General features: G+C 73.7%; 28 protein-coding genes. 12 read left to right on the top strand and 16 right to left on the bottom strand.

The genetic code is table 11. The annotated features are described in order from the left end of the window. The first annotated feature begins 367 nt into the window (after positions 1–367). Genes iolC through iolD form a run of 4 tightly spaced genes read left to right on the top strand, consistent with a single transcriptional unit; the run spans position 368 to position 4,990 of the window. The gene (gene iolC / locus BUE43_RS01705; protein WP_073480182.1) at positions 368–1,300 is read left to right on the top strand and encodes a 5-dehydro-2-deoxygluconokinase; all 933 of its coding nucleotides are present in this window, start codon (positions 368–370) and stop codon (positions 1,298–1,300) included. After that, positions 1,297–2,217 carry a Cgl0159 family (beta/alpha)8-fold protein gene (locus BUE43_RS01700; protein ID WP_073479528.1) on the top strand — a complete coding sequence of 307 codons (921 nt, stop codon included), beginning with the start codon at positions 1,297–1,299 and terminating at the stop codon, positions 2,215–2,217. The genes iolC and BUE43_RS01700 overlap by 4 nt, the downstream gene beginning before the upstream one ends. Continuing rightward, a complete protein-coding gene (iolB, locus tag BUE43_RS01695; RefSeq protein WP_073479527.1) occupies positions 2,214–3,122 on the top strand; it encodes a 5-deoxy-glucuronate isomerase in 909 nt (302 codons plus the stop codon). Before BUE43_RS01700 ends, iolB begins: the two co-directional genes overlap by 4 nt. Next, positions 3,119–4,990: a 3D-(3,5/4)-trihydroxycyclohexane-1,2-dione acylhydrolase (decyclizing) gene (gene iolD, locus BUE43_RS01690; RefSeq protein WP_073479526.1), complete on the top strand. Its 1,872-nt coding sequence runs from the start codon at positions 3,119–3,121 to the stop codon at positions 4,988–4,990. The genes iolB and iolD overlap by 4 nt, the downstream gene beginning before the upstream one ends. 371 nt (positions 4,991–5,361) lie before the next feature. Here the strand turns inward: iolD and BUE43_RS01685 are convergent, their stop codons facing one another. Then, the gene (locus BUE43_RS01685) at positions 5,362–5,544 is read right to left on the bottom strand and encodes a DUF3073 domain-containing protein (RefSeq protein ID WP_073479525.1); all 183 of its coding nucleotides are present in this window, start codon (positions 5,542–5,544) and stop codon (positions 5,362–5,364) included. Positions 5,545–6,016: 472 nt separating this feature from the next. Between BUE43_RS01685 and BUE43_RS01680 the strand changes: the two genes are divergently transcribed. After that, entirely contained in the window at positions 6,017–6,946 is a 930-nt protein-coding gene (locus BUE43_RS01680; protein WP_073479524.1) for a DUF8083 family protein, read from the top strand. A 635-nt stretch (positions 6,947–7,581) separates the two neighbouring features. Here the strand turns inward: BUE43_RS01680 and BUE43_RS01675 are convergent. From BUE43_RS01675 to BUE43_RS01650, 6 genes are all read right to left on the bottom strand, one after another. Then, positions 7,582–8,778 (bottom strand): MFS transporter, encoded by a 1,197-nt coding sequence (locus BUE43_RS01675; protein ID WP_073479523.1) that lies wholly within the window; start codon positions 8,776–8,778, stop codon positions 7,582–7,584. Positions 8,779–8,850: 72 nt separating this feature from the next. Beyond that, positions 8,851–9,795: an asparaginase gene (locus BUE43_RS01670; RefSeq protein ID WP_268844408.1), complete on the bottom strand. Its 945-nt coding sequence runs from the start codon at positions 9,793–9,795 to the stop codon at positions 8,851–8,853. 49 nt (positions 9,796–9,844) lie between these two features. Next, positions 9,845–10,420: an RsiG family protein gene (locus BUE43_RS01665; RefSeq protein ID WP_073479522.1), complete on the bottom strand. Its 576-nt coding sequence runs from the start codon at positions 10,418–10,420 to the stop codon at positions 9,845–9,847. 70 nt (positions 10,421–10,490) lie between these two features. Beyond that, positions 10,491–11,387 (bottom strand): beta-keto acid cleavage family enzyme, encoded by an 897-nt coding sequence (locus tag BUE43_RS01660; protein WP_234995478.1) that lies wholly within the window; start codon positions 11,385–11,387, stop codon positions 10,491–10,493. A 225-nt stretch (positions 11,388–11,612) separates the two neighbouring features. Beyond that, complete coding sequence (ygfZ, locus tag BUE43_RS01655) at positions 11,613–12,740, bottom strand: CAF17-like 4Fe-4S cluster assembly/insertion protein YgfZ (RefSeq protein ID WP_073479520.1); 1,128 nt, start codon at positions 12,738–12,740, stop codon at positions 11,613–11,615. Beyond that, on the bottom strand, positions 12,737–13,135 hold the full coding sequence (locus BUE43_RS01650) for a Fur family transcriptional regulator (RefSeq protein WP_073480180.1): 399 nt from the start codon (positions 13,133–13,135) through the stop codon (positions 12,737–12,739). The genes ygfZ and BUE43_RS01650 overlap by 4 nt, the downstream gene beginning before the upstream one ends. A 128-nt stretch (positions 13,136–13,263) precedes the next feature. Between BUE43_RS01650 and BUE43_RS01645 the strand changes: the two genes are divergently transcribed. Then, a complete protein-coding gene (locus BUE43_RS01645; protein WP_073479519.1) occupies positions 13,264–14,118 on the top strand; it encodes an aminodeoxychorismate lyase in 855 nt (284 codons plus the stop codon). 311 nt (positions 14,119–14,429) lie between these two features. Here BUE43_RS01645 and BUE43_RS01640 read toward each other — a convergent pair whose 3' ends face one another. The 8 genes from BUE43_RS01640 to BUE43_RS01610 all read right to left on the bottom strand — a co-directional run bounded on the left by BUE43_RS01640 (position 14,430) and on the right by BUE43_RS01610 (position 19,429). Continuing rightward, positions 14,430–15,071, bottom strand: a complete 642-nt coding sequence (locus tag BUE43_RS01640) for a heme-binding beta-barrel domain-containing protein (RefSeq protein WP_073479518.1) — start codon at positions 15,069–15,071, stop codon at positions 14,430–14,432. A gap of 263 nt (positions 15,072–15,334) precedes the next feature. Continuing rightward, positions 15,335–15,640, bottom strand: a complete 306-nt coding sequence (locus BUE43_RS01635) for a DUF1416 domain-containing protein (RefSeq protein ID WP_073479517.1) — start codon at positions 15,638–15,640, stop codon at positions 15,335–15,337. 1 nt (position 15,641) lies between these two features. Continuing rightward, a complete protein-coding gene (locus BUE43_RS01630; protein WP_073479516.1) occupies positions 15,642–16,487 on the bottom strand; it encodes a sulfurtransferase in 846 nt (281 codons plus the stop codon). Positions 16,488–16,516: 29 nt separating this feature from the next. Continuing rightward, entirely contained in the window at positions 16,517–17,029 is a 513-nt protein-coding gene (locus tag BUE43_RS01625; RefSeq protein ID WP_083959229.1) for a DUF4395 domain-containing protein, read from the bottom strand. A gap of 106 nt (positions 17,030–17,135) precedes the next feature. Then, positions 17,136–17,210, bottom strand: a complete 75-nt coding sequence (locus tag BUE43_RS35870) for a putative leader peptide (RefSeq protein ID WP_407697088.1) — start codon at positions 17,208–17,210, stop codon at positions 17,136–17,138. A gap of 241 nt (positions 17,211–17,451) precedes the next feature. Next, positions 17,452–17,898, bottom strand: coding sequence for a TlpA family protein disulfide reductase (locus BUE43_RS01620; protein ID WP_073479515.1), 447 nt, complete (start codon positions 17,896–17,898; stop codon positions 17,452–17,454). Beyond that, positions 17,895–18,668 carry an LmeA family phospholipid-binding protein gene (locus BUE43_RS01615; RefSeq protein WP_073479514.1) on the bottom strand — a complete coding sequence of 258 codons (774 nt, stop codon included), beginning with the start codon at positions 18,666–18,668 and terminating at the stop codon, positions 17,895–17,897. The genes BUE43_RS01620 and BUE43_RS01615 overlap by 4 nt, the downstream gene beginning before the upstream one ends. Next, entirely contained in the window at positions 18,665–19,429 is a 765-nt protein-coding gene (locus BUE43_RS01610) for an alpha/beta hydrolase (protein WP_073479513.1), read from the bottom strand. Before BUE43_RS01610 ends, BUE43_RS01615 begins: the two co-directional genes overlap by 4 nt. A 134-nt stretch (positions 19,430–19,563) precedes the next feature. Here BUE43_RS01610 and BUE43_RS01605 point away from each other — a divergent pair, with 134 nt between their 5' ends. The 6 genes from BUE43_RS01605 to pstB all read left to right on the top strand — a co-directional run bounded on the left by BUE43_RS01605 (position 19,564) and on the right by pstB (position 25,594). Continuing rightward, a complete protein-coding gene (locus BUE43_RS01605; RefSeq protein ID WP_073479512.1) occupies positions 19,564–20,313 on the top strand; it encodes a winged helix-turn-helix domain-containing protein in 750 nt (249 codons plus the stop codon). Between the two features lie 153 nt (positions 20,314–20,466). Continuing rightward, positions 20,467–21,408, top strand: coding sequence for a mycothiol synthase (mshD, locus tag BUE43_RS01600; RefSeq protein ID WP_083959337.1), 942 nt, complete (start codon positions 20,467–20,469; stop codon positions 21,406–21,408). A 226-nt stretch (positions 21,409–21,634) separates the two neighbouring features. Next, the gene (gene pstS, locus BUE43_RS01595) at positions 21,635–22,744 is read left to right on the top strand and encodes a phosphate ABC transporter substrate-binding protein PstS (protein ID WP_073479511.1); all 1,110 of its coding nucleotides are present in this window, start codon (positions 21,635–21,637) and stop codon (positions 22,742–22,744) included. A 44-nt stretch (positions 22,745–22,788) separates the two neighbouring features. Beyond that, on the top strand, positions 22,789–23,892 hold the full coding sequence (gene pstC / locus BUE43_RS01590) for a phosphate ABC transporter permease subunit PstC (protein WP_073479510.1): 1,104 nt from the start codon (positions 22,789–22,791) through the stop codon (positions 23,890–23,892). After that, on the top strand, positions 23,889–24,800 hold the full coding sequence (gene pstA / locus BUE43_RS01585) for a phosphate ABC transporter permease PstA (RefSeq protein ID WP_073479509.1): 912 nt from the start codon (positions 23,889–23,891) through the stop codon (positions 24,798–24,800). The genes pstC and pstA overlap by 4 nt, the downstream gene beginning before the upstream one ends. Before the next feature lie 17 nt (positions 24,801–24,817). Next, positions 24,818–25,594, top strand: coding sequence for a phosphate ABC transporter ATP-binding protein PstB (pstB, locus tag BUE43_RS01580; protein WP_073479508.1), 777 nt, complete (start codon positions 24,818–24,820; stop codon positions 25,592–25,594). Positions 25,595–25,852: 258 nt separating this feature from the next. On the opposite strand, the gene phoU is transcribed toward pstB, so the two are convergent. Next, positions 25,853–26,512: a phosphate signaling complex protein PhoU gene (gene phoU, locus BUE43_RS01575; RefSeq protein WP_073479507.1), complete on the bottom strand. Its 660-nt coding sequence runs from the start codon at positions 26,510–26,512 to the stop codon at positions 25,853–25,855. Positions 26,513–26,609: the final 97 nt, after the last annotated feature.

Raw genomic sequence — 26,609 nt, 5'->3', positions numbered from 1 at the left:
GACGACCGGGAGGTGCCGAGCCGGGAAGTGGCGTCGGGCCGGCGGCGCGCGGAGTCACCGCGACCACCCTCCGTCGTGTCACCCCAGAGTTCTGGTCACGCGACCCCAGGGCCTGGTTCTAGGGGGACCCCCTTTTCTAAGAGTCCCGCAGAGGACCGACAGTTTCGGCGCTCCGCGAGGGCCTCGGACGGGTGAGAACGGTGAGCGTTACCGCCAGGTCGGCGAGTGGTCGCACCGAGGTTCGCCCCGGGGCGCGGACGGGCCGAGCCCGGAGTGCCAGGTCCACGGAGAACACGGAGAACAGGGGAACGCGGGGAGCACGAAGAACACGGGAACGGAACGGACGAGCCAGGAAGGCGTGGATGTCGTGAACCTGGAGGTGCTGACCGTCGGCAGGGTCGGTGTGGACCTCTACCCCGAGCAGAGCGGGGTCCCGCTGGCCGGGGTGCGCACCTTCGCCAAGTCGCTCGGCGGCACCGCCACCAATGTGGCGGTGGCGGCCGCGCGGCTCGGTCGGCGGGGCGCGGTGTTGACCAAGGTCGGCCCGGACGGCTTCGGCGAGTACGTGCGGGAGGCGCTGCGCGGCTTCGGGGTCGACCCGAGCCACGTGGGCACCGAGCCCGGCCTGCTCACCCCGGTGGTGTTCTGCGCGCTGGACCCGCCGGCCGACCCGCCGCTGGTGTTCTACCGGCTGCCCACCGCGCCCGACCTCACGGTCCGGCCCGAGGACGTGCCCTGGGACGTGGTGCGGGACGTCCCCCTGCTGTGGGTCACCGGAACGGGGGTGTCCGCCGAGCCGGCGCGGGCGACGCAGCGCGAGATCCTGCGCCACCGCGGGCGCCGCGCGCACACCGTGCTCGACCTGGACTACCGGCCGGTGTTCTGGCCCGACGTGGCCACCGCCCGCCGGGAGATCGGCTGGATGCTCGACCACGTCACGGTGGCCGTCGGCAACCGGACCGAGGTGGAGGTCGCGGTCGGCGTCGCGGACCCGGAGGAGGCGGCGCGCCGTCTGCTGGACCGGGGCGTCGAGCTGGCGGTGGTGAAGAAGGGCGGCGACGGCGTCCTGGTCGCCACCCGGGACGGCGTGTGGACGGTTCCGCCCAGACCGGTGGACGTGGTCTGCGGACTGGGTGCCGGGGACGCCTTCGGCGGGGCGTTGGCCCACGGCCTGCTCTCCGGCTGGGGCCCCGTCCGCGTCGCCCGGTACGCCAACGCCGCCGGCGCCCTCGTGGCGGGCCGGCTGGCCTGCGCCGACGCCATGCCCACGCTCGACGAGATCGAGGAGTTCCTCTCGTGACGCCCGCCATCAGCGACGCCGACTGGGCCGAACTGCTGGAGACCAGGGCCACCAACCCCGGCGCGGTCGCCAGGGCCTACGCCGCCCGCCGTCGCCGAGAACGGCTGCTCTCCGCCGGCGGCACGCTCTTCCTGGTCGCCGCCGACCACCCGGCCCGCGGCGCGCTCGGCGTCGGCGACGACCCCACGGCCATGGCCGACCGCCGGTCCCTGCTCGCGCGGCTGCTGGTCGCGCTGGCCAACCCCGCCGTCGACGGCGTGCTCGGCGCCCCGGACGTCGTGGAGGAGCTGCTCCTGCTCGGCGCGCTGGACGACCGGGTCGTGATCGGCTCGATGAACCGGGGTGGCCTGGCCGGCGCGGACTGGGAGGTCGACGACCGGTTCACCGGCTACGACGCCGACGCCATCGCCGCCTGCCGGCTCGACGGCGGCAAGATGCTGCTCCGGCTGGTGGACGAGGACCCCGGCACGGTGCCCACGCTCCAGTCCTGCGCGCACGCGGTGTCCGAGCTGGCCGACCGCGGCCTCATGGCGATGGTCGAACCCCTGCCCCACGCCCGGGACGGGGCCGGCCGGCTGGTCCTGCGGCGCGACCCGACGTCGCTGGCCCGCGCCGTCGCCGTGGCCGGCGGCCTCGGGCGCACCTCGGCCCACACCTGGTTGAAGCTGCCGGCGCCGAGCGCGCCGGACACCGTCCTGGGCGCCACCACGCTGCCGGTGATCCTGCTCGGCGGCGTTCCCTCGCCCGACCCGGCCGCCGACCTCGCCTCGTGGGGCGCCGCGCTGCGCCACCCCGCGGCGCGGGGGCTCGTCGTCGGCCGGGCGCTGCTCTACCCGCCGCACGGCGACGTGGCGGCCGCCGTCGAGGCCGCGGCCCAGGTGCTCCGCTCCGCCCGTTCCGAGGAGGTCCCCGCGTGACCGACAGCAAACTGCACCGACCGCACGGCAGCCTCGCCGACGGCGACGACCCGGTCCTGCTCGCCCCGGACGACGCGGGGTGGACGTGGACCGGGCTGCGCGTGCTGCGGTTGGTGGCGGGCGCGTCCCGCACCGTCCGCACCGGGGAGTTCGAGGCGTTCGTGCTGCCGCTGGCCGGGGGGTGCGTCGTCGAGGTCGACGGCGAGCGGTTCGAGCTCGCCGGTCGGGAGTCGGTGTTCACCAGGGTCACCGACTTCGCCTACGTGCCCCGGGACGCCGAGGTGGTGCTGACCAGCGCCGGGGGCTGCGAGCTCGCGCTGCCCATGGCCCGGTGCGGCCGGCGGCTGCGCCCCGGATACGGGCCGGCCGAGGACGTGCCGGTCGAGGTCAGGGGCGCCGGGAACGCCACCCGGCAGGTGACCAACTTCGGCGTGCCTGGGGTGTGGGAGCACGCGGACAAGCTCAACGCCTGTGAGCTGATCACGCCCGACGGCAACTGGTCCTCCTACCCGCCGCACAAGCACGACGACAGCGAGCCGTGCCCGGTGGCCAACGAGGAGATCTACTACTTCCGGGTGGCCGGACGCGACGGCGTGACACCCGATCGTGAGGGGTTCGGCCTGCACCGCACCTACACCGACGACGGCGTCATCGACGAGGACGTCGTGGTGCGCGACGGCGACGTCTTCCTCATCCCGCGCGGCTACCACGGCCCGTGCGTCGCGGCCCCCGGCTACCCCCTGTACTACCTGAACGTGCTGGCCGGGCCGGGCGCGGAACGCTCGATGGCGTTCTGCGACGACCCCGCCCACGGCTGGGTCCGCGACACCTGGGCGAGCGTTCCCCCCGACCCCCGCTGCCCGGTCACCTCCGCAGCCGGGCGCGTCCGGGAAGGCCGGCCATGAGCGAAGTTCGCCTCACCACCGCGCAGGCCCTCGTCCGGTGGATGGCCGCTCAGCGCACCGAACTGTTCGACGGCGGCGAGGCCCCGCTGTTCCCCGGCGTGTTCGCGATCTTCGGGCACGGCAACGTGCTCGGCCTGGGCACCGCGCTCCACGAGCATCGGGACGAGCTGCCGACCTGGCGGGGGCACACCGAGCAGGGCATGGCGCTGGCCGCCGTGGCGCAGGCCAGGGCGACGCACCGCCGCCAGGTCGGCGTCGCCACGTCCTCCGTCGGCCCCGGCGCGTTGAACATGGTCACCGCGGCGGGCGTCGCGCACGCCAACCGCCTCCCGGTCCTGCTGCTGCCCGGCGACACCTTCGTCAGCCGGGCGCCCGACCCGGTGCTCCAGCAGGTCGAGCACTTCGACGACCCGACAGCCACCGCCAACGACGCGTTCCGCGCGGTCAGCCGGTACCTCGACCGCATCACCCGCCCCGAGCAGCTCCTCGCCACCCTGCCCCAGGTCGCCAGGGTCCTCACCGACCCGGCCGACTGCGGCCCGGTCGTGCTGGCGTTGCCGCAGGACGTGCAGGTCGAGACGGGTGACTTCCCCACCGAGCTGTTCCGCGAGGTCGTGCACCGGGTCCCCCGACCCCGTCCCGACCGCCGCGAGATCGCCGACGCGGCCGCCGCGCTGCGCTCCGCCCGTCGGCCGCTGCTCGTGCTCGGCGGCGGCGTCCGCTACTCCGGAGCCGGTCGGGAGGCGTTGGAGTTCGCCGAGGCGCACGGCATCCCGGTCACCGAGACCACCGCCGGGCGCACCCTGGTCCCGCACGACCACCCGCTGCACGCCGGCCCGCTCGGCATCACCGGCTCCCGCTCGGCCAACGCGCTCGCCGCGCGGGCCGACCTGGTGCTCGCCGTGGGCACCCGGCTCCAGGACTTCACCACCGCGTCGTGGACCGTGTTCCACCCCGAGGCGCGCCTGGTCACCCTCAACGCGGCCCGGTTCGACGCGGTCAAGCACGGCGCGCTCGCGGTCGTCGGCGACGCCGCGGAGGGCCTGCGGGAGCTCGGCCCGGCGCTCGGCGACCACCGGGCGGACCCGGACTGGACGGCCGGCGCGGCGGCCGAGCGGGCCGTGTGGGACGCGCACCTCGACCGCCTGCGCGAGCCGACGCCCGGCCGTCCGCCGACCTACGCGCAGGTCGTGGGCGTGGTCAACGAGCTGTCCGGGCCGGACGACTACGTCATGACCGCCTCCGGGGGCCTGCCCGGCGAGCTGGTCGGCGGGTGGCGCGCGACCGGCCCGGCCACGATGGACGTCGAGTACGGCTTCTCGTGCATGGGCTACGAGCTGTCCGGCGCCTGGGGCGCGGCGATGGCCCGGGGGCGCACCCACCCCGGGGGCGTCGTCACCACGCTGCTCGGCGACGGCTCCTACCTGATGCTCAACTCCGAGCTGTACTCGGCGGCGTTCGCCGGGCACGGCTTCGTGGCCGTGGTCTGCGACAACGACGGCTACGCGGTCATCGCCCGACTCCAGACCTCGCAGGGCGGCGGGGCGTTCAACAACATGTACGACGACTGCCGCTCGGAGCACGAGGAAGGCCGCCGCCCCCGGGTCGACTTCGCCGGGCACGCGACGGCCCTCGGCTGTTCCGTCCTGTCGGTGGGGGATCTCGCGGAGCTGCCGGCGGCCTACCGCAAGGCCCGCGAGGTGGCGGTGGCCGAGCGCCGGCCGGCGGTGGTCGTGGTCCGCACCCACCCGTCGTCCTGGACGGAGACGGGTGCGTGGTGGGAGGTGGGCGTTCCCGAGCACCTGTCCGGGCACGCCGGGCACCGGGACGGCAAGCGACGCCAACGGAGGTACGTCGGGCGGGCGTGACCGGCGGCGACCGCCGGCCCGGAGGTGGAGAACGGCCCGGCGCCGCTGTCGCCAGCGGTGCCGGGCCGTTCCCGGGTCCTCGTCGCCCGGGCAACCCCGGACGTCCGAGCTCCGAACACCGTCCCGAACTCTCAAGTGCCGTTCAGCGCGCTGGACGCGGTTGTTCCAGGCCCAGCCGCACCCAGCGCGCTGACGTGTCGTCCCGGGCAGGTGGCTTCCGCCCGAGTGGCTATCGCGATCCTTGCCCCACCCGGGCGCGTGCCAACCCGGCCGGAGGCCGGGGGAGGAACGAACCCGGGAAGGCAGGACGACGTGCCGAGACCGACTGTCGCTCCGTGCCGACCGTCAGGTCGACGAGGAGAGCAGCGGGGTCAACGGCGCCAGTCGTCGTACCCGTCGTCGTACGGGTCCTCACGGTCGTCGTCCTGCTTGTCGCCAAAGGACTTGCCACCCGACAGCTCCCGCTGCAGGGCCTCGAAGTCCGTGGCGGGGGAGCTGTACTTGAGCTCTCGGGCCACCTTCGTCTGCTTGGCCTTCGCACGGCCGCGCCCCATGGCTCGACCCCCTCGCACAGGGACGGGGCGGCCGGGGGAAACGGCGGCCCCGTTCGGTCTCGACAACTTCTCCTGGTAACTACCGTACCGTGCCGACGGGGTTTGACGCGACGCGGCACCGCCCGGAGGGGCGTGATGTCCCGTTGGGGACGCCCCCGAGTGACGATTGTCCCTTTTCCCGCGAGCCCACACGCGTCGCTTCCGCCCCACCGGCGGGCGGCCGGGTCCGGGTGCGAGTGGCCCCTCCTGCCTGGGCGAACGGCCCAGAGCGAGAGGCCCCACAGGATGCCGGAACGCCCTCGCGCGGCGGTTGACCCCTGGTCGGGAACGCTTCGGCTCCCCACCGTCGTCCGTCGCGCCGACCGCGCGAGCGGGAGGCCCGGGCTTGCCGCCCAAGGTCCCTGACCTGATCGAAGCGTCCCGTAGGGCACCGCGCCTGCCCCCGTTCCTCGGCTCGTGCGAGTATGCCCGGGTGCCGCGTCCGTTCGTCGCCTACCTGAGGGTGTACGAACCGTTGCCCGTGATTGACGCTCCGTTGCGGCAACGGGTGGAAGAGGCGTTGCGGACCAGGAACCTGGACCCCGCCGACGCCGGAGACCGGGAACGCGAGCTGTGGCTGAGAGCACAGCTCGCCGTCCCGCCCAGACTGCTGCCGGGCGAGCTCGCCGACGGCAGCCCCGCGCCCAACGCGCCGGTGGACGTCCTCGTGCTCGACCCGGCGGAGGTGCCCACTGGCGGCGACGAGGTCGACGAGACCGGCGGCGAGGCCGAGGACCCGGCCGAGGTGGGGCCGGGTCCGCTCGTGTGCCCCCTCGACGTCCGGCCGCGCTCCGCGGCGGCCCTGGTGGGCTTCCTGGCCACCGCCCCGGTCCCGCTGCGCGAGTTCGTGCTGCCGGTCTCGGCCGACGCGGTCCGCGCCCGCGCCTCCGCCGTGATGTCCGAGCTGACCTCGGGCGCCGTCCACGTGGTCTCCTCCACCTGGACCGTGCCACTGCCCTGGTTCGCGCTGGTCGACCCGGACTCCCGGCAGGTCGTGCTCGCCCCGCAGGACGACCCGCGCCGACGGGTCTGCTGGCGGATGGCGATGGCGGACGCGCGCCGGCGGGTCAGCCGGGCCTACGGCGTGGTGCGGAAGGCGATCGGCGAGGACGGCCCGGCCAAGGTGCTGCGGGACACCGGGCGCTGGCTGGAGCACTTCCACCCGCACTCGGCCGTCGAGCTGGACTACGGCGGCCTCGTCCAGCTCCTCGACGACGCCCAGCTGCTCGCCGACACGTCGGCCCACGACGTGCACGCGGCGGTGGACGCCCTTGAGGCGGGGGATGTCGACGAGGTCGCGGAGCTGTACGAGCGGCTCCGGGACTTCTGGGCCGACGTGGCGGAACGGGAGCGCTTCAACTAGCTGGGCACGCGCTGGTGTCTCGCGCGGTCGGCTTTCGGGCGGCTGACGCTCCGGTGGTGCGTCCCGTCGGGTGTCACCTTCCCCGGTGCTGTGCCCTGCTTCGAGCTCCCGATGTGGACCGCCCCGCGCTGCTTTCCGGGATTGGTCTACCGCTGACCTGCGGTGATCCTGCCCTGACCCCGAGTTGTCCACAGGTGCCCGAGTTATCCACAGCGGAGTGTGAAGAACTTTGACGCTCCGTGCTGGGCGGATAGGCTGGAGCAGGGCTCGCCCCCCAGGGCGGGTGGGGGCTGTCTCCAGAGGAGTGGTCCGTCGGCGCTGTTCACAGCGGTGGTGCCAGGCTGCGAATTCACCCAAAGGTGTGGCTCGGTCCGGTCGTCCCCGCGCCCCGCTGGTCGTCGCTCAGTGCGCGCACCTCGCCGCTTTCACCCACCCGAGGGTGTCCGAGCTACCCCGAACTGTCAGACCTCCCCGAGACGCTGAAAAAGGGGGGACCCCCTGGCCAAGCCCTGGGTCGCGCGACTCAGCCCTGATCTACGCCTTCGAGTGAAGTTGGTGTTCCGCGCGTGGAGCTCGGCGCCGGGGCTCTCGCCAGCGCAGGACCAGCTGGAGCCTGAAGCGGCGCACCCGGCACCTCAACCACTGCCCTCGCGCAGGCCGTGCAGGACCAGACGGGCCGCCGCGGCGCTGCCGGCGGCCAGCAGGAGCGCCGCCGGCCAGGACACGTGCGTGGCGACCCAACCCGCCGCTGCCGGCGTGAGAGCGGCGCTCGCGAAGTTGGCGCTGTTCTGGAGCCCCAGAGCGGTGCCGCTGCGCCCGCTCGGCGCCATTTCCCCGGCGGCCGTGTAGGCGAGCGCGTTCCAGCACAACGCCAGCGCCGCCGTGGGCACCAGCGTGGCCACCACCAGCCCCACCGGCGCGCTGTCCACGAGGGCGCCCGCGAGGAACCCGGCGGCGACGAGGGCCGACAGCACCCGCAGCGGCCCCAGCCGGCTCCCCGACGCGTCCGACCACAGCCCCGTGCCGAGCCGCCCGGCGCCGCCGAGCACCTGGGCGACGCCCAACACCACCGCCGCCGAGCCGGCGGAGAGCCCGTGGTGGTCGTGCAGGAACTCGACCAGCAGCGCGGACGCCGTGAACTGGGGAACCACGAGCAACCCGCTGCCCAGGGCCAGCCGCCACAGCCGGGGTGAGCGCAGCACTTGGTCGCCGCCCCCGACCCTCGCGACCCTCCTCCGCCGGGGCGCGCGCACCGCGCCGGGCGGTTCCCGAACCCACAGCGCCACCGCGAGCGCCACGACCGTGGTCAGACCGCCCAGCGCCGCGAACGCCGCCGGCACGCCGGACCGCGCGGCCAGGGTCGGCAGCGACACGGCGGCCAGCGCGGCGCCCAGCGGCGTCGCGGTCTGGCGGACCCCCATGGCCAACCCGCGTCGACCGTCGGCGAACCAGGTCATGACGGCCCGGCCGCTGGCGGCGTTGACGCTGGCCCCGAACAGGCCGAGCCCGAGCAGGGCCGCGCCGACCACGACGACGTCGGTGGCCAGCGCGGCCCCGCCGAGACAGGCAGCCGAGCCGAGCAGGCCGACCAACATCACCGGACGTTCTCCGAACCGGTCGGTCGCGACTCCCCACGGCACGAGCGCGAGCACCGTGCCCAGGCTGACGGCCCCGAGCAGCAGGCCGACCGCCGGCAGGTCCAGTCGGAAGTGGTCGCGGAGCTGGGGCGTGAGCACGGGCAACCCGAGGAACCCGACGGCGTTCACACCCTGTGCCGCGGCTCCGACGGCCAGCACGAGCCAGCGTCGGCGAGGACCCGGCCCGTTCGACACGGACGGACGCTACCCAGCGCTCCCGCACGACCTGAAGGGAATTTTCCAGGCCGCGGGAGGGCAGGGTCGGGATCAGCCGAGAACGCCGGGCAGCAGGCGGACGGTGCCCACCGGCTGGCCGCCGCCCAGGACGGTCTCCTCGGCCAGGGCGGCCAGCTCCGGCGACGTCGGCACGCCGAGCGCGCGCAGCGCGCCCACGGTGACCGGCAGCCGGGCGCGCGCGGCGCCGTCGGTGATCTTCACGGCCACCGCGCCCACCCCGGGCAGGGCCACGGCGTGCACGCCCTCGGCGCCGGCCTTCGACAGCAGGCCGGGCACGGCCCGCATCAGCCGGGTGTCCTCCCGGTCGGTGCCGGCGACCAGGTACGGGTGCGCGCGCATGGCGTCGGCGATCCGTCGCTCCTGGCTGCCCGGCTCCGCCGCCACCAGGGCCGCGAACGCGCGTGCGAGGCCGGTGAGCGAGAAGGCGAACAGCGGGGCGCCGCAGCCGTCGACGGCGGTCGCGGCGACGGGCTCGCCCGTCAGCTCCTCCACGGTCTCGCGGACCGCGACCTGGAGCGGGTGCGCCGGGTCCAGGTAGTCCTCGGTGGACCAGCCGCGCTGCACGCAGGTGGCGAGCATGGCGGCGTGCTTGCCGGAGCAGTTCATCGCCGCGCGCCGGGGTCCACCGCCGCGGGCCAGCAGCTCGGTTCGGCTCGGCTCGTGTCCGGGCAGGTCGGGCGGGCAGCCCAGCGCGTCCTCGTCCAGCCCGTGCTTGCGCAGGATCGCCAGCGCGCGCTCGACGTGCTCCGGCTCGCCGCTGTGCGAGGCGCAGCCCAGGGCGAGGTCGGCGTCGTCGGGCAGGTCCAGGCCGCACCGCAGCATCGCCAGCCCCTGGAAGGGCTTGTTGGACGACCGGGGGAACATCGGCCGCTCCGGCGCGCCGAGCGCCTGCCGGACCTCGCCGTCGGGGCCGAGCAGGACCACCGTCCCGCGGTGCACGCCCTCCCGGAAGCCGTTGCGGACCAGCTCGACCAGCTCGACCGAGTCCGGCGTGTGCGTCGCGGTAATGGTGGCCTCCCCTGCCTCAGCCCTCCTCGGAATCGCGTGGGGCGCGCTCCGCGGCGAGCAACTCGTCGACCGACGCCTGGCCCTCCCGGTACCGGCGGGCGATCTCGGCGTTGAGCCGGTCGACCACCACCTGGACCTCGCGTCGGCGCTGCGAGACCGACTCCTCCTCGGCGGTGTAGGCGCGCAGCGCGTCCTCCAGCTTGCCATCCGACAGCGCTGTGACGTCCGACAAGTCCACGTCGGAGACCAGGGCCTCCACGTGCCGGCGGTGCGCCTCGGCCCGGGACGGTTCCATCGTCTGGTACCGGCCGGAGCCGGTGGCCGGCCCGACGGCGTTGACCGCGAGGATGCCGGCGAGCTGCTCCACCACGGAGCTGGCGCCGCCCTCGACCCGTCGCCGTTGTTCGGCCCGCACGATGTCGATCCGGGCGTGCAACAGCCGACGCAGGTAGGACAGGTCGGTCTCCTCCTGCGCGGCCTCGTCGCGCAGTGCCCGCACGTCGCCGAGCGACCGCCGCTCGACGCCCTCGGTGTAGCCCGGGGCGAGTACGCGGTCGATGCGCCGCCGCCCGCCGGGACGGACCTCGATCACGTGTCCATCCTGCGGGACTCCGCGGCCAGCAGCCAACACTTCGTCGCTCCTCGGTGGTGAGCTGTCCGGATCAGGACGTGGCGCCGGCGGGCTGCCGGACGCCGAGGATCGCGCGCACCTCGTCGGGGGTCAGCGGGGGGCGCTGCGCGACGCGGGCCAGCCCGGCGGCCCTGGCCACCAGCTGGGCGTTGTCCCGCACCCGCTCGCCCCGCGCGTAGGACAGCGTGTCCTCCATGCCCACCCTGAGGTGGCCCCCGGCGGCGAGCGAGGCGAACAGGACCGGCAGCGAGGCGCGCCCGACGCCGGTGGCGGAGAAGGTGGCGCCCTCCGGCAGCAGGCGCAGCGCGGCGACCAGCGTCTCCGCGTCGCCCGGCATGCCGCCGGGAACCCCCATGACGAGGTCGACGTGCACGTGTCCGCCGGCGGGCGGGCCGTGCTCGTCGAGCAGCCGGCGCAACGCGGCGAGCTGCCCCAGGTCGAAGATCTCGTACTCGGGGACGATGCCGCGCTCGCGCATCCGCTGGTGCAGCTCCACGACGAACGCCCAGCGGTTCAGGAACACGTCGTCCCCGAAGTTGACCGTGCCCATGGTGCAGGAGGCCGAGTCGGGCTGGGCGTCGAGCACCCGCAGCCGGTCCTCCTCCTGGTCGGTGACCGCGCCCCCGGTGGAGAGCTGCACGACCAGGTTGGTCTCCGACCGCAGCGCGGCCACGGTGTCCCGCAGCCGGCCCAGGTCGAGCGTGGGCCGCGCCTTCTCGTCGCGGATGTGCACGTGGATCATGGCGGCGCCCACGCGCTCGCAGTCCTGCGCGGTGCGCACCAGCTCGTCCAGGGTGACGGGCAGGTTCGGGACGTCGGCCTTGGCGTGCTCGGCCCCGGTGGGGGCCACCGTGATCAACGTGCCGTGCGCGCCGGGTCTCCCCGACATCGCGCCGCGCGGCTCGCTCCGACCAGGCGTCTCTGCCATGTGGCCGATCCTGGCACAGCCAACGACCGGGCGACCTCCTCCGAAGGTCGCCCGCACCCCATGTCCCCCATCCGGCGCAGCGGCCCGCGCGGCCACGGCGGCCGGGCGACTCGGTGACGAGCGTGGACGCGTGGACGCACAGACGCGTGGACGCGCGCGGCGCCGGAAACGACGACCCGCCCGGACCACGGGGTCACGGGCGGGTCGTCGTGGGCTCGGGCCGACTCAGGTGTGGAGCCGGCGGATGGCCTGACGGCCCGGGGGCTCACCGGTGTCGGTGGGCACCGAGTCGGGGTCGACCGCCGCGGCCACGACGCGGTCCTCGGCTCCGGCGGCGAACTGCGCGTCGATCGGCGCCGACCGCTTGAGCAGGGCCAGCGCGATGGGGCCGAGCTCGTGGTGCAGGACGGCGGTGCCGACGCGGCCCACCGCCTTCCCGTCCAGGCTGACCGGGTCCCCGGGCTCGGGCAGCACCTCGGGCGAGCCGTCGAGGTGCAGCAGCACCATGCGACGTGGCGGCTTGCCGAGGTTGTGCACGCGGGCGACCGTCTCCTGGCCCCGGTAGCAGCCCTTCTCCAGGTGCACCGCGCCGCCGATCCAGCCGACCTCGTGCGGGATGGTGCGGTTGTCGGTGTCGAGCCCGACCCTCGGCCGCAGCGCCTCCACGCGCAGCGCCTCGAACGCCCAGCTCCCCGCGGGGCGGGCGCCGGCGTGCTCCAGCCGCTCCCACCAGTCGACCAGCGCGGCCCTGGGCACGAGCAGGTCGTAGCCGGCGGGGCGCGGCCACGGCATGCGCCGCACCCAGCCGCCGCCCGCGACCGGTGCCACGGCGAGCCGCTCGGTCGGCGCGGACGCGCCCGCCGCGGCGAGCAGCTCGGGGGCGTTCGGGCCGAGCACCGTCAGCAGCGCGAAGTCGGCGGACTCGTCGGTGACCTCGACCTTGGACCAGAACCGCATCGCGTCCAGGTAGGCGCCCACCGGCTGCGGGGCGGCGGGCGGCAGCGCCCCGGTCGTCGTGGCGCCGTGGTCGGCGTCCAGCCAGACCCGCTCGTCCAGGTGCGCCAGCACGAGGTGGCAGTCGACCCGGCCGTTGCCGTCGAGCACCAGCGCCTCGGTGCCCGCCCCGTCCGGGAGCTGGGTGAGGTGCTGGGTGAGCAGGGTGTGCAGCCAGCTCAACCGCTCCTCGCCGGACACCGCGAGCACGGTGCGGTGTGAGCGGTCCACCACCACGGCGGAGCGGGCGGCGGAGCGCTGCTCGGCGAGCGGGTCGCCGAAGTGCCAGGGCACGCCGGCGTCCGGCGAGTCCTCTGGCGGCGCGACCGCGCCGGGTCGGGCGAGGAGCGGTGAGATCACGTCGGTTCTCCGGGCTTGTCGGGTGTGGTCACGCAGCCGGCGCAGACGCCGTGCAGCGCGACGTGGGTGGCGTCCAGGTTGAACCCCCGGTCGTGGCGAAGTTGTTCCACCAGGCCGGAAAGCGTCTCGCACGGCACCTCGTCCACGTGGCCGCAGCGGTGGCAGACCAGGTGCACGTGCTCGTGGTCCTCGACCGAGTAGACGGGCGCCCCGTGGCCGAGGTGGGTGTGCCGCACCAGGCCGAGTCGCTCCATCAGGTCGAGTGTGCGGTAGATCGTCGTGATGTTGACCGTGGGGGCGGTCCGCTGGACGTGCTGGCAGATCTGCTCGGGTGTGGCGTGCTCGAGGTCGCGCACCGCGTCGAGCACCAACTGCCGCTGCGGGGTCATCCGCATGCCCCGCTCGTGCAGCGTGCGCCGCAGGCTGGTGTCCACGCCCTGATCGTAGGCTCGTCCACCACCACCGGCTTAGCGCTGTCGGCGGCCGGCTGCGCCGGCCGTTCGGCGGGTCGTAGTGTGGGTTCATGCGCGTGCTCGCCGGCCTGGACGGAAGCCTGTTGGACCCGGAGGCCCCGCTGCTGCGCGCCGACGACCTCGGTGCGTTGCGCGGCGACGGGGTGTTCGAGACGGTGCTGGTGGTCGACGGCCGGCCGCGCGAGTTGGAGCCCCACCTGGGCCGGTTCGCCCGGTCGGCGGCCATGCTCGACCTGCCCGAGCCGGACCTGGACGCGTGGCGGCGCTGCGTCCGCGCGGTGATCGACGCCTGGCCGGTGGGCGAGGAGATGGCCCTCAAGCTCGTCTACACGCGGGGCCCGGAGTTCGGTGACGGTTCCACCACCGCCTACGCGATGGGGCTGCCGATCGGGGAGGGCGTGCGCCGGCAGCGGGCCGAGGGCGTCTCGGCGATCACGCTGGAGCGCGGCTTCGCCCCGGGCCACGCGGAGCGCGCGCCGTGGCTGTTGCTGGGCGCCAAGACGTTGTCCTACGCCGTGAACATGGCCGCTGTCCGGTACGCCCAGGCGCACGACGCGGACGAGGTCGTCTTCGTCGCCTCCGACGGCTCCGTGCTGGAGGGGCCGACGTCGACCGTGGTCGTGGTGAACGAGCGCACCCTGCGGACCACGCCGCCGAGCAGCGGTGTGCTGCCGGGGACCACCCAGGGCGCGTTGTTCCGCGGCGCGGAGCGCGCCGGGTGGACCACGAAGGTCGAGCCGTTGCGGGTCGAGGACCTGCGGTCCGCGGACGCGTTGTTCCTGACCTCGAGCGTCCGCCGGATCACCCGGGTGCACACGTTGGACGGCGAGGCGCTGGCCAACCCCGAGCGGGCCCGCGAGGTGCAGGCCGTGCTGGCCGATCTGTACGAGGCCGAGTACATCTGACGCCGCTCCGGGCGGCCTGGGGCCGGGCGCGAGCTCGACATCAGCGTGGGAAAGCTCTCCTGCCGTCCCGAGTCACAACATGTCGCCAGCATGTCGCCGGCGCTCACGCGCGCCCCGGACAGGACGAGATCGGAACGCTCAACTCCCACTCGTCGCCGAGGCCGAAGTGGACGAGCGCGCCGGCACCGCCGCTGTGGCAGCCGTGTCAGCACCCGCCCACCAGGACGGCCAACGCGGACTGGCCGGCGCGAACCGGGAGGTGTCCGATGTGGACGACCCCGGTGGGTCGGCCGGTCCGGCGGAGGCCGGTGTCAGCCGACGACGCGACGCAGGCGCGCCGAGGCGTGCGGCTGCATCGGCTGGCCGGACATCGCCCGCTCCTCGACGTAGGCCAGGTCGCCGCCCTCGACGATGCCGTACAGGCGCTGCGCCGCGGTGACGTCCCGCGCCGTCGCGGTCCGCACCACGGCGTCGGTGGCCAGCTCCCAGGCCGTCTGCCCCCGCGGGCGGCCGTAGAAGATCTCCACGACGCCCGTGGAGTGGGCGAGCAGCATCTCGATGGTGTCGTCGGGCTGCGGCCGCCACCAGCCGACCTCGCGGGCCGCCTGCCGCACGACCGCGCCGTTCTCGTCCAGCAGCCAGGCCCGCGCCTCGTAGTAGAGGAACGGACGGCCGTCGTGGGCGAAGGTCACCTGCTGGCCGAACCGGTACGGGCCGTCGATGGTCGGGTAGACGATCTCGCCCTCCCCGCGCCACACGCCGACCAGCGGCAGCAGCGACAGGCACTGCTCGTGCAGGTCGGCGCCCTGCCGGAGGTTCGCCGTGTCCGGCGGGACCGGCAGGTCGTCGAACTGGGGCAGGTTGCGGTCGCGGGTGGCGGCGGCACGCTCGGCGGCGGCGCGCAACGCGGCGTCGCCGCTGCCGGGAACGGGCTGGCCAGGGGTCTCAGTCATGATCTCGCTGGGGGTTGGGGGTCAGCGCTGGTCGGCGAAGAGCCGGAAGACCACGTAGCCGGCGAACCACGTGGTCAGCACGACGACCAGCACCATCAGGGCGGTGAACAACCAGTGCAGCACCTGCCGAGGATAACGGCGGACGGGGCCGGCCGGGGCAGTGAGGTTCCGCTCACCGCCGAACCACCCGGCCCGCCACGCGCGGGGGCCCGGACCACCCTCGGGTGATCCGGGCCCCGTCACGCCGGGAACGCGGGTCCGCCTCAGGCGACCGCGACCTCCAGGGTGTGCAGGCCGGGGCCGTCCGCGCTGACCGCCGTCTCGCCCCGGCCGGACCGGTGCAGCGCCCGCACGGTCCAGGCGCCGGGCGCGGCGAAGAAGCGGAAGTCGCCCTCCGGCGAGGACACGACCTCGGCGGTGAACTCGCCCGCCGCGTCCAGCAGGCGCACGAACGCCCCGCCCACCGGCTGCCCGTCGGCGAGCACCCTGCCGGTCAGCACGATCTCCTTGCCCGGGTCCACGTTGGCCGGCAACGCGGCCGACTGCTCCGGGGCACCGCATCCGCTCACGTCAGGACTCCTTCCCGGCGCCGACCTCGATCGGCACGCCGACCAGCGAGCCGTACTCGGTCCACGACCCGTCGTAGTTCTTCACGTCCTCGTGGCCCAGCAGCTCGTGGAGCACGAACCAGGTGTGCGAGGAGCGCTCGCCGATGCGGCAGTAGGCGATGGTCGGCTTCGACCCGTCGAGGCCGGCCTCGCCGTAGATCGTCCGCAGCTCGTCGTCGTTCTTGAACGTGCCGTCCTCGTTGGCCGCCTTGCTCCACGGCACGTTGATCGCCGACGGGATGTGCCCCGCCCGCTGCGCCTGCTCCTGCGGCAGGTGCGCGGGGGCGAGCAGCTTGCCGGCGAACTCGTCGGGCGACCGCACGTCGACCAGGTTCTTGGCGCCGATCGCGTCGACGACCTCGTCCCGGAACGCCCTGATCGAGGCGTCCTGCTCCTGGGCCTGGTAGGTCGTCGCCTCGCGCTCGACGGCGTCCCTGGTCAGCGGGCGGCCGTCGAGCTCCCACTTCTTGCGGCCGCCGTCGAGCAGCTTGACGCTCTGGTGCCCGTACAGGCGGAAGTACCAGTACGCGTAGGCGGCGAACCAGTTGTTGTTGCCGCCGTACAGGACGACGGTGTCCTCGTTGGCGATGCCCTTGGCGGACAGCAGCTTCTCGAAGCCGGCGCGGTCGACGAAGTCGCGGCGCACCGGGTCCTGCAGCTCCGTCCGCCAGTCGACCCGCACGGCGCCCGGGATGTGGCCACCGTCGTAGGCGGTGGTGTCCTCGTCCACCTCGACGAACACCACCCCTGGCGTGTCGAGGTTCTGCTCGGCCCACTCGGCCGAGACCAGGACGTTCTCACGGCTCATCGAGCGCTCCTTCTTCCCTAACTCGCGGTTCAGGACGTCTGGTGGCGGTGTGCCGGCGCGAGCCGGCGGATCAGGAGGTAGGCCTCGCAGCCGAGGCAGAACCCGAAGGCGGCGTTGAGGAGCGCCGCGACCAGGGCCGCGGACGTGGCCACGACCCCGAGCGCGGTGAACCCGGAGGCGTAGCCGACGACGCCGACGAGGGCGAAGGCGAAGCCGACGCCCTGCGCGAAGCGCAGCGGCGGCGTCGCCTCGCGCTCCGTCGTCGGGCGGAGCCGGGGCTGCACGGCCTTGCGGAAGAGCAGGCCGTACGGGTTCAGCCGGAGGCTGACGAAGGCGCACAGGGCGAAGATCACCGCCTGCGCGGCGAGCAGGCGCCAGCTCCCGGTGACCAGCACCACGGCGAGCACGGCGCTGGTCATCCACGCGGTGAAGCGGGGACCCCGGGGGTCGACGGGCTGGTCGGCCCGGTTGGGCCGGGTCCGGCCGGCGGAGGGTGACGGGGCGTCGGACGGGGTCGGGTCGACGGGGTGGTCTGCGGACACGATGACCTCCTGACGGTGGACGGGGAAAGTCCGTCAGCGGCGGTTATCGGCCGGGTCGCGCTCCTGCCTCAGCGCGGCGCGCGTCACCGTCGGGCCGACCGCCGGGTCAGCGCGTCGGACACAGGCTGCTGAAGACGCGGCAGAGGTCGACCGCGCGTCGCTTCGTGAACAGCCAGTGCATGGGTCGGAGGCTACCGAACCCTCCTTGTCACTGGGAGGGGCGTCCACCAGATGGAACAACTGGCCTACGGCCGGTAGGGGGATTCCCGGCGACGGGCCTCTCCGGGGCCGGGTGGCGGCCCGGCGGCGCTCGTTGTTTTCGCGAAGAAGCGTTGTCTGGCCGATGTTTTCGGCGCGGCCGGCTGGCCGAAGGGCGGGACCCGGCCTGGAGCGGGTGGCCCCCTGCGGCCGGCCCGGGTCGGTCAGCCGGGAAGGTGCGGGCGCAGGGCGTCCAGGAGCGCGTCCCGCCTGGGGACGCCGCTCACCCGCAACAGCTCGCGCCCGGCGGCGTCGAGCGCGAGCGTGGTGGGGGTGCGGAGCACGCCGAGCCGCCGGGCCAGCTCGGGCCGCTCGGTGAGGTCGATCTCGACGTGCCGCAGCCCCTCCGTGCGACCGGCCAGGTCGGACAGCAGCACCCGGGCGTGCCGGCACGGCGCGCAGAAGGTGGACGAGAGCTGGACCAGCGTCACGCCGCCCCCCAGCGCCGCGCGCACCGCCTCCGGCAGCCCCTCCAGCAACCCCTCCGGTTCCGCCACCGCCACCTCCGCGCTCTCCTTCCGCCGGACCCGGCCCTCGCGCACGCGGTGCAGCGTGCCCAGCGCGAGGGTCACCGCCACCGTGCCGAGCAGCGCCCACCAGCCCGTGCTCATCGGGTCGAGCCACCCCCGAGGGTCACGTTCGTCGCCTTGCCCCGGATCACCAGCGCGCCGTTCTGCGCGGCGACCTCGGTCGGCTGGGCGTTGAGCGGCAGGCCGCCGGGGTCGAGCCGGAACGTGAAGGTCTTCAGGACCTGCCGTTTCATCGCCTCCGGCAGCGAGAACGCGCCGCCGCCCGCGTCGATCTTGGTCTCCCTGGGCGTGACCTGGATCTGGTTGTCGAGCAGGGTGAGCACGCCGGTCACCGTCGCCCGGATCTTCTGCCCGGCGAGCTCCGTGCTGCCGGTCAGCCGGACCCCGGCCGTGGTGCGGTCGCCGGCCGGCGGCTTGCCCGCCGCCCCGGCCACCGCCGCGACCTCCTCCGGCGCCGGCTCGATCCGCAGGTCCGGGATCTCGATCATCCGGCCGATGTCGTTGGCCCTGACCTCCAGCTGCCCGTCCACCTCGTCCACCACGACCCGGGCGGACCCGGAGGCCAGGCCGGACAGCGGGGCGCGGACGTGCCGGGCGGTCGCCACCAGCCCGAGGTCGCGGAACTGGCCGAAGGCCACCCGGTTGGCCCGGATCTCGATCTCGCGGTAGTCGCCCGCCAGCGCCTGGGTGAGGAAGGGGAAGCCGTTGACCCGCACGTCCGGGTCGTCGGTCAGCTTCAGCTCCGCCCGCAGCTTCTTGGACAGCTGGTACTCGGCGAACGCCGCCGCGCCGAAGTCGGCGGCGACCAGCAGGCCGAGCAGCACCAGCAGTGCGATGACGAGCTTCTTCACGCGACGTGTCCGTCCTGTCGGGGATCCGCGGATCGGCGGGTGTTGGCGTCCAGCCACGCCCCCATCCGGTCTACCAGGTCGGGGGTCGCGGCGGACTCGGCGTGCCGCATCCCGCGCTCCAGCCAGAGCTCGGTGTCCCCGCCGGCGGCGAGCTGCAGGGACCGACCGTGCGCGACCGGGAAGTAGTGGTCGCGGTCGCCGTGGACGAGCAGGAGCGGGGTGGGCGGCACGTGCCGCGCCAGTTCCACGGGGCTGGGCGGCACGTCCCGCCACGCCGCCCCCAGCCGCACGCCGAGCGCCCTGGCCAGCACGCGGCCGGCCGGCTCCTCCACGAGCCAGTGCAGCCGGCGCATCGGCGGCGTCTCGCGCTCGAACCAGCGCGCGGGGCCACTGACCGCCACCACCGCGCCCGGCCGCTCCGCCGGCGGGGCGAGCGCGGCGTGCCGCAGCGCCACCGAGGCGCCCATCGAGAAGCCGAGCGTGGCGACCCGGTCGTGCCCGAGCCGCCGGGCGAGGTCGACCCCGGCGGCGAGGTCCAGCACCTCGTCGACGCCCACGGTGCTGCGGCCGCCGGATCGACCGTGTCCCCGGAAGTCGAGGGCGACGACCGTCCGGCCGCGCGCGAGCCGGTGGAGGACGCGGCGCACCGCCGGGCGGGAGACGTTGTTGGTGAAGCCGTGCCCCACGACGACCGCCAGCTCGTGCCCGGGGGCCACGACCACGCCGGCCAGGCGTACCCGGTCGGTTGTGAACACGGCCACGGAACGGGTGGCGGGCGCTGGGCTTCCGCAGGTCACGGCGGGTATCCTGCCCGACAGCTGTTGGCAACGGAGCCACGCCCCTTGCACGGCACGAGCGTCCGCGGTGCGGCCGCGGCGGGGAGGAGGCGGCCCGGATGAGCGCCGACCTGTTGCTCCTGACCCACGATCCCGAGCCGGACGCGGTGCTGCCGGCACTCGCGTTGTTGCCGCACACCGTGCGTCCGCTGGCGCCCGAGGTCTCCGCCCTGCTGGAGGCGGGCCCGCACGACGCGGTGCTGGTGGACGCGCGCGGCGACCTGGTGGGCGCGCGCGGCCTGTGTCGGCTGTTGGCCAACAGCGGTGTGGACGTGCCGGTCGTCGCGGTGGTCACCGAGGGCAGCCTGGTCGCGGTGAGCGCGGACTGGGGCGTGGACGAGATCCTGCTCCCGACCGCCGGCCCGGCCGAGGTGGACGCCCGGCTGCGGCTGGTCCGTTCCCGCAGGGCCGCCGCGCACCGCGGCGGCGACGGCGCCCTCCAGCTCGGCGACCTGGTGATCGACGAGGCGACCTACACGGCCCGGCTGCGCGGCCGCCCGCTCGAACTGACCTACAAGGAGTTCGAGCTGCTCAAGTACCTCGCGCAGCACGCCGGCCGGGTGTTCACCCGCGCGCAGTTGCTGCAGGAGGTGTGGGGCTACGACTTCTTCGGCGGCACCCGCACGGTGGACGTGCACGTGCGGCGGCTGCGGGCGAAGCTCGGCCCCGAGCACGAGAGCCTGATCGGGACCGTGCGCAACGTCGGCTACAAGTTCGTCCGGCCGCCGAGGGGCGGCCGCGCGGCGGAGCCGGTGGCGGACCTCGTCGACTTCCCGGACGAGGCGGCGTTCCTCCGGTCCGGTCGCTGAGCCCCTCGATCGGGTCGGTCCCGCCGCCGGCGGTCGGAGCCGGCGGGCGCGCCGTCGCCGGAGTTGTCACCGGAGCTGTCACCCGACCGGGGCACCGCCGTGATCATCGGCACGCGCGACCCGCGCGGCGCGTCGACTAGCGTCGGGGCCGTGGTGCAGCGGGAATGGCGGGACGTCCTCGACTCCGAGCTCTCGGCCGACGTGGTGGGGCTGATCGACGCCGCGGTGGCGGCCGACCGGGTGTCCCCGGTGTCCGACCACGTGCGGCTCCGGCTGCGGCCGGACGTCGAGCCCGCGCCGGAGCTGTCGCGGCACCTGCTCGTCCGGGACGCGGACGGCCGGCTGGCCGGCTACGCGCACCTGGAGCCGGGGAGCGGGGACGCGCCGGCCGTGGCCGAGCTGGTGGTGCGCCCCGAGCTGCGCCGGCGCGGTTTCGGCGCCGCGCTGGTGGACGGCCTCGTGGCGCTGGCGCCGGGCCGGGACGCGCTGCGGATCTGGACGCACGGCGCGCACCCCGGCGCCGTCCGCCTGGCGGAGCGGTACGGGTTCCGGCAGGTCAGGGCGCTGTGGCGGATGCGCATGGAGTTCGACGAGCCGCTGGCCGCGCCGAGCCTGCCCGAGGGCGTGCGGCTGCGGCCCTTCGTGGTGGACCAGGACGAGTCGGCCGTGGTCGAGGTGAACAACCGGGCGTTCTCCTGGCACCCCGAGCAGGGCGGCTGGACCGTCGCCGACGTGCGGGCGCGCGAGGCGGAGCCGTGGTTCGACCCCGCCGGGTTCCTGCTCGCCGTGCGCACGACCGGGAACGGCGAGAACGGCGGGGATGCCGCCGCCGGTGAGCGGCTGGTGGGCTTCCACTGGACGAAGGTGCACGCCGACGAGGAGCCGATCGGCGAGGTCTACGTGCTCGGGGTGGACCCGGACGCGCAGGGCGGCGGGCTGGGCAAGGCGCTCACCCTGGCCGGCCTGCACCACCTGCGCGCGGCGGGTCTGCCGGCCGTGATGCTCTACGTCGAGTCGGACAACGCGCCCGCGATCGCGGTGTACCAGCGCCTGGGCTTCCGGCACTGGGACACCGACGCGCAGTACGCCCGTTAACCCGAACAGTGAGCCCTCTGTCACGGAACGCATAGCACCAGGTCACAGGCCGGGCACAGGATCAGACCAAAGAGGGGTCAATCCTCACCCGGTCGGCCTTGTTCACTTTTCGTTCACCTGGAAACCGGCGCACGTCAACCCGCCCTGCCTAGCGTCCGGCGCAGCGGTCGCGGGAGGTAGACCGGCCGCGACAACACCCCGCCTTCCCCAGCTGTGGAGGATCCTGGTGAACATCAAGCGGCACGGCGCTGCGCTCGGTCTCGCGGCCGCCAGCGCGCTCCTGCTCTCCGCCTGCGGCAGCGACAACAACGCCCCGGCGCAGAGTGGCAGCGGCGCCGCGAGCGGCGTCAACGTGGACTGCGGCGGCAAGAAGCAGCTCACGGGCGAGGGCTCGTCGGCGCAGACCAACGCCATCCAGGAGTTCGTCGCCGCCTACGCCGCCAAGTGCCAGGGCTTCGACGTGGCCTACAACCCGACCGGCTCGGGCAACGGCATCAAGCAGTTCACCTCGAAGCAGGTGGACTTCGGCGGCACCGACTCGCCGCTGAAGGACGACGAGGTCGCCAAGGCCGCCGAGCGCTGCCAGAGCAACCCGGCGTGGCACCTGCCGCTGGTCTTCGGCCCGGTGGCCGTGGCCTACAACCTGCCGGGCGTCGACGGGCTCGTGCTGAACCCGGAGACCACGGCCAAGATCTTCAACGGCCAGGTCAAGAAGTGGAACGACCCGGCCATCAAGGCGCTCAACGGCAGCGCCAACCTGCCGGACAAGGACATCGTGGTGTTCTTCCGGTCCGACGAGTCCGGCACCACCGACAACTTCCAGAAGTACCTGCAGGCCTCGGCCAAGAGCGCGTGGACGCAGGGCGGCGGCAAGCAGTTCAAGGGCGGCGTCGGCGAGGGCAAGGCCAAGTCGCAGGGCGTGTCCGACGGCGTCAAGGCCACCGAGGGCGCCATCACCTACGTGGAGAGCTCCTTCGCCAAGAGCGCCAAGCTCGGCGTGGCCAAGATCGACAGCGGTGCGGGCCCGGTCGAGCTGACCGACGCCACCGCCGGCAAGGCCATCGCCTCGGCCAAGATCAAGGGCCAGGGCAACGACATGGTCATCGACCTCGACGCCCTGTACGCCTCGAAGGAGGCCGGCGCCTACCCGCTGGTCCTGGTCACCTACGAGCTGGTCTGCTCCAAGGGCTACGACGCCGACACCACCAAGGCCGTCAAGGCGTTCCTCGGCACCGCCGCCGGCCCCGGCCAGGACAACCTGACCAAGGTCGGCTACGTCCCGCTGCCGAAGGAGTTCCGGACCAAGCTGCAGGACGCCGTCAAGGCGATTGCCTGAGCCCGGACGAACCACCCGTCATCTGCGAGACTGAACGAGACGCCATGAGCGACTCGACGCTGGCGGACCGCTCCGCGTCGGCCCAGGAGACGCCCCGTCGGGCGCGGGTGTCCCACGGGACACTGGAGCCGTCGCGGGGCGGTGCCGCGAGCTCACCGGACACTCCGGAGGGTCCCATCTCCACCGCGAACACCGCCCAGGGCGAGCCAGCATCCACCCCGGTCCGGCGTCCCGGCGACCGCGTCTTCCGCGGCGCCGCCGTCGGCTCCGGCGCGTTCATCGTCGTGCTGATCGCGGCGATCGGCCTGTTCCTGCTGCTGCAGGCGGTGCCGGCGCTGCGCGCGAACCAGGTCGGGTTCCTGACCAGCGGGGTCTGGAACACCACCGACCCGAACGGCCTCCAGTTCGGCATCCTCTACCTGCTGTGGGTCACCGTCGCCACCTCGGTGCTGGCGCTGGCGCTGGCGATGCCGGTGTCACTGGGCATCGCGCTGTTCCTGACCCACTACGCGCCGCGACGGCTCGCGCGCCCGTTCGCCTACGTGGTGGACCTGCTGGCCGCCGTGCCGTCGATCATCTTCGGCCTGTGGGGCATCAAGGTGCTCGGCCCCACGCTGGTGCCGGTCGCGGAGTGGCTCAGCCGCAACCTCGGCTTCGTGCCGCTGTTCGCCCCGGGCAACGTGTCGATCGGCGGCGCGGGCAACGTCTTCACCGCCGGGGTGGTCCTCGCGGTGATGATCCTGCCCGTCATCACGGCGGTCAGCCGCGAGGTCTTCGAGCGCACGCCGAAGGAGCACATCGAGGGCGCGCTGGCGCTGGGCGCCACCAAGTGGGAGATGGTGCGCACCACCGTCATCCCGTTCGGCAAGGCGGGCTACGTCAGCGCCTCCATGCTCGGCCTCGGCCGCGCGCTGGGCGAGACCGTCGCGCTCTACCTGATCCTGTCGGGCACCAACGCGGCGCCCAAGCTCAGCTTCTTCGACGGCGGCGCGACGATCGCCTCGAAGATCGCCCTGGGTTCCGGCGAGTTCAACAACGAGCTCACCGCCGGTGCCTACATCGCGGCCGGTCTGGTCCTGTTCGCCCTGACCTTCGCGGTCAACGCCCTGGCGCGGACCATCGTCGCGGGGAGGAAGGGGTCCGCATGACGACCGCGACAACCGACCTGCACCGCCCGGCCACCGGCCCGGCCTTCCAGGGCATCGGCGCCGGCCGGAAGATCAAGAACGCGGTGGCCACCACCCTGGTGGCGCTGGCCTTCCTCGTTGCCGTGGTCCCGCTGGTCTGGGTGCTCTGGTCGGTGGTGCAGAAGGGCCTGCAGCCGATCCTGAGCGCCGACTGGTGGACGCACTCGCTGTACGGGCTGCGCCCCTACGACGACCGGGGCGGCGCGTACCACGCGATCTACGGCACGGTGGTGCAGGCCCTGTCCACGGCGCTGCTGTCGGTGCCGGTGGGCGTGATGGTGGGCGTCTACCTCGTGGAGTACGGCGCGGGCACCCGGCTCGCCCGGTTCACCACGTTCATGGTCGACATCCTCACCGGTGTCCCCTCGATCGTGTCCGGCCTGTTCGTCTACGCGCTGTGGATCTCGATCCTCGGGTTCGGCCGCAGCGGCTTCGCGGTGTCGCTGTCCCTGTTGCTGCTGATGATCCCGGTGGTCATCCGCACGACGGAGGAGATGCTGCGGATCGTGCCCAACGAGCTGCGCGAGGCGTCGTACGCGTTGGGCGTGCCGAAGTGGAAGACGATCGTGAAGATCGTCCTGCCGACGGCGATGTCCGGCATCGTCACCGGCGTGATGCTCGGCCTGGCCAGGGTGATGGGCGAGACCGCGCCCGCGCTGATCGTCGGCGCCTACGCGTCCTCGATCAACCTGAACGTCTTCGACGGCAACCAGGCGAACCTGCCGCTGCTGATGAACGACCAGTTCGCCAACCCCGAGACGGCCGGGTTCAACCGCACGTGGGGCGCGGCGATGTCCCTCGTGCTGATCATCATGCTGTTCAACCTGCTGGCCACCGTCATCTCGCGGTTGTCGGCCATCAAGAAGTGAGCGGGCGGGAACCAGCGATGGCAAAGCGCATCGACATCAAGGACGTCAACATCTACTACGGCAAGTTCCACGCCGTGGACAGCGTGACGCTGTCGGTCCCGCCGCGCAGCGTCACCGCCTTCATCGGCCCGTCGGGCTGCGGCAAGTCGACCGTGCTGCGCTCGCTCAACCGCATGCACGAGGTGACGCCGGGGGCCAGGGTCGAGGGCCAGGTGCTGCTGGACGGCGAGGACATCTACGCCGCCAACGTCGACCCGGTCGAGGTGCGGCGCACCATCGGCATGGTGTTCCAGCGGCCCAACCCGTTCCCGACGATGTCGATCAGGGACAACGTGGTCGCCGGGCTCAGGCTGGCCGGGGTGAAGAACCGGAAGCGGCTCGACGAGGTGTGCGAGCGGTCGCTGCGGGGCGCGAACCTCTGGGAGGAGGTCAAGGACCGGCTGGACAAGCCGGGCGGCGGCCTCTCCGGCGGTCAGCAGCAGCGGCTGTGCATCGCCCGCGCCATCGCCGTGCAGCCGGACGTGCTGCTGATGGACGAGCCCTGCTCGGCCCTGGACCCGATCTCCACGCTGGCGATCGAGGACCTGATCACGGAGCTGAAGCAGGACTACACGATCGTCATCGTCACGCACAACATGCAGCAGGCGGCGCGGGTCAGCGACCAGACCGCGTTCTTCAACCTGGCCGGTGTGGGTCAGCCCGGCCGGCTGGTCGAGGTCGACGACACCGAGAAGATCTTCTCCAACCCCAGCCAGAAGGCCACCGAGGACTACATCTCCGGCCGCTTCGGCTGATCCCCGTCGGCTGGCTCCCGGCGGCGGGAGTCGGCACAGCGGGCCGCGACACGACGCCCCTCGCACCGGTCGGTGCGAGGGGCGTTTCGTCGTGGTCCCGCGACTGGTGGGCCGGGGCCGTGCTGTCCGGCGTCGTGCAGACGCCGGGCAGCGCCGTGAGGTCGTGCCCGTCCGCGCCAGCCAGCTGGCCAGGGGTGGTCCAGCGCTGGCGGGTTGGTCAGTGCTGGTCAGTGCGGATCAGCACCGGTCGGTGTTGGGTCAGTGCTGATCTTCGGAGCCCGGCATCTTGCCGGTCACCACGAAGACCATCCGCCGGGCCACCGACACGGCGTGGTCGGCGAAGCGCTCGTAGAACCGGCCGAGCAGGGTGACGTCGACGGCCGCGGCGGTGCCGTGCGGCCACTCCTTGTCCATCAGCACCGAGAACAGGTGCCGGTGCAGGTCGTCCATGGCGTCGTCCTCGTCCTCCAGCTGGCGGGCGAGGTCGATGTCCTTGGTGCGGATGACCTCCTCGGCCCGCCGCGCCAGGTGCACGGCGACGCGGCCCATCTCGGCGAAGTACGGCCGGACCTGGTCGGGCAGCACGGGCTGCGGGTGCCGGCGCCGGGTCGCCTTGGCGACGTGCTGCGCGAGGTCGCCCATGCGCTCCAGGCTCTCCGCCGCGTGCAGGGTGGTGATCACGATGCGCAGGTCGGTCGCGACCGGCGACTGCAACGCGAGCAGCGCCAGCGCGTGCTCCTCGCTCCGCGCGCGCTCCTCGTCGACCTTCACGTCGTCGCCGATGACCTCCTCGGCGAGGCCGAGGTCGACGTCGAGCAGGGACCTGGTGGCCTTCTCCATCGCGGTGGCGGCCATGTCGCACATCGTCGCCAGCTCGCCGGCCAGGTCCTGGAGCTGCTCGTGGTAAGCCTCACGCATGTCCCAAGGCTACGGGTCATCGGTCGCGGAGACGCGATGTTCGGGTGAACCCACAGTGAACCAGAGGTGTCGGAGCCGTGTTCGCACCCACTCTGGC

Origin of the sequence: Streptoalloteichus hindustanus (assembly GCF_900129375.1) — a bacterium.
In the GTDB taxonomy this organism is placed as follows: Bacteria; Actinomycetota; Actinomycetes; order Mycobacteriales; family Pseudonocardiaceae; genus Streptoalloteichus; species Streptoalloteichus hindustanus.
The sequence above is the reverse complement of the archived record's forward strand: the minus strand, read 5'-3'. Positions and strand labels throughout refer to the sequence as shown.

Excerpts from the sequence above, each read along its gene's own strand:
- pstB (WP_073479508.1), top strand. The coding sequence starts at position 24,818 with ATGGCAAAGCGCATCGACATCAAGGACGTCAACATCTACTACGGCAAG.
- BUE43_RS01640 (WP_073479518.1), bottom strand. The coding sequence starts at position 15,071 with ATGACTGAGACCCCTGGCCAGCCCGTTCCCGGCAGCGGCGACGCCGCG.
- BUE43_RS01660 (WP_234995478.1), bottom strand. The coding sequence starts at position 11,387 with ATGGCAGAGACGCCTGGTCGGAGCGAGCCGCGCGGCGCGATGTCGGGG.
- iolD (WP_073479526.1), top strand. The coding sequence starts at position 3,119 with ATGAGCGAAGTTCGCCTCACCACCGCGCAGGCCCTCGTCCGGTGGATG.
- BUE43_RS01620 (WP_073479515.1), bottom strand. The coding sequence starts at position 17,898 with ATGAGCACGGGCTGGTGGGCGCTGCTCGGCACGGTGGCGGTGACCCTC.
- pstA (WP_073479509.1), top strand. The coding sequence starts at position 23,889 with ATGACGACCGCGACAACCGACCTGCACCGCCCGGCCACCGGCCCGGCC.
- pstC (WP_073479510.1), top strand. The coding sequence starts at position 22,789 with ATGAGCGACTCGACGCTGGCGGACCGCTCCGCGTCGGCCCAGGAGACG.
- BUE43_RS01645 (WP_073479519.1), top strand. The coding sequence starts at position 13,264 with ATGCGCGTGCTCGCCGGCCTGGACGGAAGCCTGTTGGACCCGGAGGCC.
- BUE43_RS01630 (WP_073479516.1), bottom strand. The coding sequence starts at position 16,487 with ATGAGCCGTGAGAACGTCCTGGTCTCGGCCGAGTGGGCCGAGCAGAAC.
- phoU (WP_073479507.1), bottom strand. The coding sequence starts at position 26,512 with ATGCGTGAGGCTTACCACGAGCAGCTCCAGGACCTGGCCGGCGAGCTG.
- BUE43_RS01685 (WP_073479525.1), bottom strand. The coding sequence starts at position 5,544 with ATGGGGCGCGGCCGTGCGAAGGCCAAGCAGACGAAGGTGGCCCGAGAG.
- BUE43_RS01605 (WP_073479512.1), top strand. The coding sequence starts at position 19,564 with ATGAGCGCCGACCTGTTGCTCCTGACCCACGATCCCGAGCCGGACGCG.
- BUE43_RS01650 (WP_073480180.1), bottom strand. The coding sequence starts at position 13,135 with ATGCGGATGACCCCGCAGCGGCAGTTGGTGCTCGACGCGGTGCGCGAC.